Source organism: Chroococcidiopsis sp. (assembly GCF_051657925.1).
Classification (GTDB): Bacteria; Cyanobacteriota; Cyanobacteriia; order Cyanobacteriales; family Chroococcidiopsidaceae; genus Chroococcidiopsis.
The window spans coordinates 1-4,914 of the sequence record NZ_JBOFLP010000187.1; the positions used below are offsets into that span (position 1 = coordinate 1).

A 4,914-nucleotide genomic window follows, 5' to 3' on the forward strand; every position below is an offset into this window, starting at 1 on the left:
TAGTCATAACTTGCTCTAAAGACTGCACTTGTAATTCGTAACTCTGTTTTGCTGCTTGCCATTCTTTCTCAAATAGATCGGCTTTAACTTTTGCATCCTGGTTGACATCTTTAATCGCTTCTTCCCTTGCTTTTTTAACTGCTTCTTCTAATTCCGCAGGGAAAGCAGCAATTTGCTTTTGGTATTCTTGGAGCAATGACTGTTGTTCGGTTAAAACTTTTTCCCGTTCCGCCCAATCTTTTTCTTTAGATTGCGTTGCCTCTTGTATTTCTCTTTCTAGCGTACGCTTTTTCAGTTGGTAAGTATCAGCGTTAATTTTTTGTGTTTGTGCGAGTTGGTATTGATATTCTTCTCCTTCTCGCTGTCGTTCTTTAACTAACAATTCATTTCGATCTTGCAGGTTTGTTTCAAACTCTACTTGCTCTTGTTGCCAAACTTTTCGCGTTTGCGTTATTGCTTTTTCTAAGTTTTCCTGCTGAGTTGTTGCACCTTGCTCAATTAATTTTAATTTTTCTTGATGCTCTTGATTTAAAATATACAGAGTATCGGCAACAACTCTAATTTGTTGTAATTCTTGTAAATTCTGACTCTCTACTTCAATAGCGCGCTTGAGTTCGCCTAACTTAGAAGTTTCTTTAGATAATTTCTCTGATAGTCCGTTAACAATTCCGCCAAACTCTAGTTGCAGTTCGGCTAAGCCTTTCACGATGTTATCTACTGTATAGCTAGCAGCAGTTTGTAGAATTTGTTTATTCTTTTCCTTGTCCGCCTCCTCTTGTTTAGTGGCAATTTTTAATGACATATCCTTTCTATCAGCCAGAATGCGTTGAAATGCTAACAAACGATCTGTACTGTCTTTAGCTACGAATTGATTCATATTGCAACTCCTGCAACTAAATTTAAGAGAGATTTAAGTTAAAACGAATACTCGTGGCTATACCCTAAGATATAGATCCTAAGCTAGCCTTCCTTGAGGCGATCGCAAAGCAGTAAAATTGCTGAAATGACCGTAAAAACTGGCAGATAGCGCTTAGCAATTAGCCCAAAGCTAAACACTAACTGCAATCTGTCCGTTTGTGGTACAAATGTACTGTATAAAATATATCTGAGTGAATGCAGACTGTCAAGATCTGGAGTTATCTAGATTTCCAGAAATTTGCAGTTGAAAGGATTTCGGATGTCTTCCGATTAGATAATAATGGTGCAAGAACAGATCGACAAAAACGATGTTTACTCGCGAATTGACCAACAGTTCCCCCAAGGTGGAAATCGGGCACATGAGCCGCATTCTGGTGGTAGAAGACGAAAACCTGATTCGGGAAATGCTCGTAATGGCTTTGGAGGCGGAAGGTTTTGCGATCGCTACTGCTGCTGACGGACGTACAGCTCTGACCTTACTTCAGAGTAGCGAACCTACCTTCGGAGATTTTCCCTTCGATCTGGTGATTTTAGACCTAATGCTGCCTCAGATCAATGGTTTAGATATCTGTCGCTTGCTCCGTCACCAAGGAAATCAAGTCCCAATCTTGATTTTGAGTGCCAAAGGCAGCGAAACCGATCGCGTCTTGGGTTTGGAAGTTGGCGCAGACGACTATCTGACAAAGCCTTTTAGTATGCGGGAGTTAGTCGCGCGGTGTCGTGCTTTGTTACGCCGCCAGCGCATAGGTGTATTACCACAAGTCCCGATTCTACAATTTAAAGATGTCACCCTTTATCCGCAAGAGTGCCGCGTAACCGTCAGAGCGCAAGAAGTCAACCTCTCCCCTAAAGAATTCCGCTTGCTAGAACTATTCATGACTTATCCGCGCCGCGTCTGGTCGCGCGAGCAATTGCTCGACCAAGTCTGGGGAGCAGATTTTGTTGGAGACAGCAAAACTGTAGACGTTCACATTCGTTGGTTGCGGGAAAAACTCGAAAAAGACCCCAGCCACCCAGAATATTTGGTGACGGTGCGGGGGTTTGGTTATCGATTTGGATAGAAGATCGGTCAGTTGTAAATAGAGTGTGGGGTATGAGGTGTGGGAAGTGTGGGAAGTGTGGGAGGTGTAGGGTGTAGTGAGTAGTTAGTCATAACTACTCACTACACCGATCGCTGGTCACTGGTCACTGGTCACTGGTCACTGGTCACTGGTCACTGATAACTGCTCCCTGCTCCCTGCTCCCTAGTAAGAAGGGTTAAAGTGATAGTTAACCCACTTTTGATCCTGAACCTTTCTGATGGTACTGCTGGCGTTTTTGCTGGGACTAGGGATAGGAATTTGCTTATGGTTGTGGCAGTATACCCAATTGCAAGCTAAGTTGCGGCGTTTACTGCGAACAGTATCAGTATCTAACGACAGTGAGATGACAACTTCCCTGGGAGCGATCCCTCAGTTGCGCCAAGAAATTGTCTCGGTACAACAGCAACGGGAAGAGTTGCAAGCTAAACTGCAAACCTGGGAGCAGCTGATGCGAGTCGCTCCTGTAGGCTACTTGCAAGTAGACGAAGAAAATCAGTTGTTGTGGTGCAACCAACAAGCACAACAATTGCTAGACTTGCAAAAATGGGAATCCGGACAAGTGCGCTTACTGCTGGAGTGGGTGCGTTCCTACGAATTGGATCAGTTAATCGAGCAAACGCGAGAAAGACAGCAGCCGCAGGTTAAAGAGTGGTTGTTTCATCGAACGAGTGCAGATGCCGCAGCACTGAGTGAATTGAGAGCGCTGACGATGAACGCAGCCACCTTACCTTTACAAGACGGACAGGTGGGGGTATTTTTGGAAAACCGCCAGCCTTTGCTTGATTTAGCGCGGACTCGCGATCGCTGGGTTTCCGATTTAGCACACGAACTCAAAACGCCATTGACTTCAATTTTATTGGTAGTAGAAGCCTTACAACAACAACTCGAACCACCATATAAACTTTGGGTCGATCGCCTTTTGCCTGAAGTGGAAAGATTGATTAGTTTAGTGCAAAATTGGCTGGAATTAAGCCAACTGGAGTTAGATCCCAGCCGTCAGCTCAACCGCAAACCAGTGGAATTGCGATCGCTGATTGATTCCGTATGGCACACTATAGAACCTTTAGCACAGCGACAGCAAATCCGTTTATCCTATTCTGGTGCAGAAACTTTGTGGATCGAGGCAGATAAGTCTCGTCTAACGCAAGTGTTATTAAATTTACTCGATAATAGTATCAAATTTAGCCCTTTTCAAGGCACGATTTGGGTTAATGTCGAGTTAATTAATTCAGAAACTCAACTTAATTACGTGCAGATAAATATTATTGACTCTGGCTGTGGCTTTCCACCGACCGATTTACCTTACGTGTTTGAACGCCTTTATCGTGGGGATCTAGCCAGAGCTAGACAAACAACACCCGACTCAAAGAAAATTTCTACTTTTACAACTCATGGTAGTGGTTTAGGTTTGGCGATCGTCAAACAAATTGTTTCGGCACATGGTGGCACAGTGAAAGCCATGAACCATCCTGAAACTAAAGGTGCTTGGCTGCAAGTTGAGTTGCCAACTCAATGACAGAGCAGCTGCTTATAATAGTAAATGTAGATGCTTATATATAGTGAATATAATTAGTAATTTACGTCACAATCTGCTTTTCCTGCCAGTGACAGATACAGTTAACAAGATTTATAACTAATAATAAAATCCTACCTTTATACTACGGTGTCAGAATTGCTCAACGTAGATGCTGTTCCTTTCCAACCTCACCAACCTAGCCGCACTCACTTTGAGCGTCGCCTCAAACGTCTAGAACGAGATATTTTGCGCATGGGAGCTTTGGTAGAAAACTCATTTCGCCTCAGTCATCAAGCATTGTTTGCCCGTAACCTGTCAGCAGCAGAGGAACTACCACTGCTCGACAAGCAAATTGACCAATTTTATCGCCACGTTGAGATTGAGTGTGCTGCGCTGCTAACTTTAGAAGCACCAGTAGCGAAGGATTTGCGCTTACTAAGTGCCTTTATGCAGCTAGTGCGAGACCTAGAAAGAATTGGAGACTATGCTGAGGACTTAGGAGAAATTGCGATTAAGCTATTTCCCTATCCCCCTCATAAATGCATCCCTCAGATCGAGATTATGTCTCACCATGCCCAAGCTATGTTAGCGGCTAGCTTGATGGCGCTAGCGGATCTAGATGCACAAGCAGGGTTAGCAGTCAAGCAATTAGACGACGCTGTAGACGACTCATACCAAAATCTTTATCAAACTCTAGCAACAGAAAGAGACATTCAAGGAGTTTTAGAACCTTGGTTGTTATTAGCTTTGGTAATTCGTCACTTAGAAAGGATGGCAGATCACGCTACCAACGTCGGTCAGCGAGTCGCTTACATCGTTACCGGACAACGCTCTTAGCAGGGAGCAGGGAGCAGAGGGGCAGAGGGGCAGAGGGGCAGAGGAGCTAGAGGGGCAGAGGAGCAGAGGAGCAGGGGAGGCTGGGGGAGATAAACCACGCACCACTCAACTACCAACGACCAACTACCAATTACCAATTACCATCACTGCTGAGTTTTGACTCTGACTTCTAGTCACTTTTTAATGAAAACTTACTGACTTCTTAAACTAAGCGTTTTAATATCTAGCTAACAAGTAGTAATAATAAAAGTTTAGTAATAGAGACGTTTAGTCATAAAGCTTAGTGGTGAGATGTTGTAGGTAAGCGCGAGCATGTGACTGATGAAGCCCAAGTGCCAGTATGCTCTAATGTCTTTGCTAGGGAAAGCGAGTGCGGTTGCACTTGACAATATGGCTTCAGAAGTGCCAAGTTTCACGCTGCCATTTTTCCCATTGTTATTTTGGCGATGGTTTAGGCAAAGGCAAGCGCGATCGCAAATCTTGCCCGATCTACCATCTAAGAGTTTTATTTTGCTCAAGGCGATCGCAATTTGGAATCGGACAGTCAGTCTTTGCTATAGC

General features: G+C 44.0%; 5 protein-coding genes. 4 read left to right on the forward strand and 1 reads right to left on the reverse strand.

Annotation, left to right across the window (positions count from 1 at the left end; translation table 11 throughout):
• Window positions 1–877: hypothetical protein (locus ACRC32_RS15055; RefSeq protein WP_438554734.1), on the reverse strand; the 877-nt coding region annotated here is incomplete at its 3' end.
• Between the two features lie 349 nt (window positions 878–1,226).
• Here ACRC32_RS15055 and ACRC32_RS15060 point away from each other — a divergent pair.
• The 4 genes from ACRC32_RS15060 to ACRC32_RS15075 form a co-directional block, all read left to right on the forward strand.
• Entirely contained in the window at window positions 1,227–1,979 is a 753-nt protein-coding gene (locus ACRC32_RS15060) for a response regulator transcription factor (RefSeq protein WP_015153506.1), read from the forward strand.
• A 238-nt stretch (window positions 1,980–2,217) separates the two neighbouring features.
• Complete coding sequence (locus ACRC32_RS15065; protein WP_438554735.1) at window positions 2,218–3,516, forward strand: sensor histidine kinase; 1,299 nt, start codon at window positions 2,218–2,220, stop codon at window positions 3,514–3,516.
• A gap of 147 nt (window positions 3,517–3,663) precedes the next feature.
• Window positions 3,664–4,353: a phosphate signaling complex protein PhoU gene (gene phoU, locus ACRC32_RS15070; protein WP_317105436.1), complete on the forward strand. Its 690-nt coding sequence runs from the start codon at window positions 3,664–3,666 to the stop codon at window positions 4,351–4,353.
• A 321-nt stretch (window positions 4,354–4,674) separates the two neighbouring features.
• Window positions 4,675–4,914 (forward strand): hypothetical protein (locus ACRC32_RS15075; RefSeq protein WP_438554736.1); only part of this gene is annotated, 240 nt, incomplete at its 3' end.

Coding starts and splice junctions, on each gene's coding strand:
- ACRC32_RS15065 (WP_438554735.1), top strand. CDS start 2,218: ATGGTACTGCTGGCGTTTTTGCTGGGACTAGGGATAGGAATTTGCTTA.
- ACRC32_RS15060 (WP_015153506.1), top strand. CDS start 1,227: ATGTTTACTCGCGAATTGACCAACAGTTCCCCCAAGGTGGAAATCGGG.